Annotated in this window: 2 protein-coding genes; one reads left to right on the top strand and one right to left on the bottom strand. The window is 33.3% G+C overall.

Annotated elements, in window-relative coordinates; translation table 11 throughout:
- Positions 1-68: 68 nt before the first annotated feature.
- Positions 69-551 carry a hypothetical protein gene (locus tag ACFO7M_RS15695; protein ID WP_379736753.1) on the bottom strand — a complete coding sequence of 161 codons (483 nt, stop codon included), beginning with the start codon at positions 549-551 and terminating at the stop codon, positions 69-71.
- Positions 552-1,019: 468 nt separating this feature from the next.
- On the opposite strand from ACFO7M_RS15695, the gene ACFO7M_RS15690 reads away from it, so the two are divergent.
- On the top strand, positions 1,020-1,390 hold a 371-nt coding region (locus ACFO7M_RS15690), incomplete at its 3' end, for a transposase (protein ID WP_379736751.1).

Here is a 1,390-nt window from a genome sequence, read left to right as displayed (position 1 = left end):
ATAGAAGTACCATGCCTAAATTTATTTAAAAAAAATACTTTTTATTTGTTTTTAAGCACAGTTCTTTGTTATATGCCGTTATATTTCTTTTCGGTTTCGCTTTTCATAGCCCTTATAAATGTTCTATCAATTTCCACTTTTTTTATTGCTGGTGTTGAATCCGTCAATTTATTTCCCACAAAACATTCATGATTTTTTAAATTATTTGAAAAGACAAAGATTGAATCATTGTAGTTTTCATCATGATTACCAAAACCAACTTCTCGTCGTATTATTTTTGAAACCGAATCGGTTTTCAGGTCAAAGTAAATTAGATAATCTATTGAGCCATTTTCAGGACCATGATGATATTTTAAGTATTTAAGTTTTCTATTTATAAAGAACGATTCCTGCGGAACTAAACCATCAACCTGATAAACAAACTTTTTAGCTTTGTTTTTATAAATAGCTTCCAAGAATTCTTTATTCAGACTTTCAAACAATTTATTATTATCAACTTCACAGCTTGAAAGAAAGATTAAAATTAGAATGTAAAATATCAAATGTTTCATTTTATAAGAAGGCGTGTGGATAATGGCATATAACGTTCCGCCGGCTTAATGAAGTGGCGAACTTCGGAACTGCTTATTGTATTTCATCCGTTCGGCTTTCAGCCTCGGATCTGTTAAAGATAAAATTTCTTGCGAAACGTAAACGTGAATTTACCACAAAATTCGCAATCTTGCCAAACGCCTGTGCCCGTTGCACAACTCAAATATAAGATTTTTTGTATATTTAGTTATGCAAGGCACAAAGACATTTACTCCCAAGTTATTTACCACAGTCAATTTGGATCAATTGGTTCCCAAGGATAATTTTTACAGGGTTCTAAACGATGCGATAGATTTTCATTTTTTACGAAAAGCTACCCAGGATTATTACGGTACAGAAGGTCAAGAACTGCGAAGCATATCATCGAACACCTATAAAAAAATATAAATTCAGTGAGATAGAGTATCGATCCGGTAGTTTTCTTTAAAATGTTATTAGTTGGTTATCTGAATAATATTAATAGCGATAGAGAACTCATTCGTTATTGTTCCGATAGCTTATCTATCCGATTGTTCTTAGGTTATGATATCGATGAAGAATTGCCTTGGCATAGCACCATCAGCCGTACACGAGGCTTATATGGTGAAGAAGTATTTTTGCATCTTTTTCAAGAAGTACTCAGAATGTGTGTGTTCAAAGGCATGGTTCGAGGCAAACGTCAAGCTATAGACAGCGCTTTTATCAAAGCCAATGCTTCTATGGATAGCTTGGTTGAGAAAGAAGTTTTGGAAGATGCCAGTGCCTTTGTTAATGAACTAGAAGAAAACAGCGAATTTAAAACCACTAGCACCCGAAAAAA

It is taken from the genome of Flavobacterium sp. GCM10023249 (assembly GCF_042653365.1).
Taxonomy (GTDB): Bacteria; Bacteroidota; Bacteroidia; order Flavobacteriales; family Flavobacteriaceae; genus Flavobacterium.
The sequence above is the reverse complement of the archived record's forward strand: the minus strand, read 5'-3'. Positions and strand labels throughout refer to the sequence as shown.

Coding starts and splice junctions, on each gene's coding strand:
- ACFO7M_RS15695 (WP_379736753.1), bottom strand. CDS start 551: ATGAAACATTTGATATTTTACATTCTAATTTTAATCTTTCTTTCAAGC.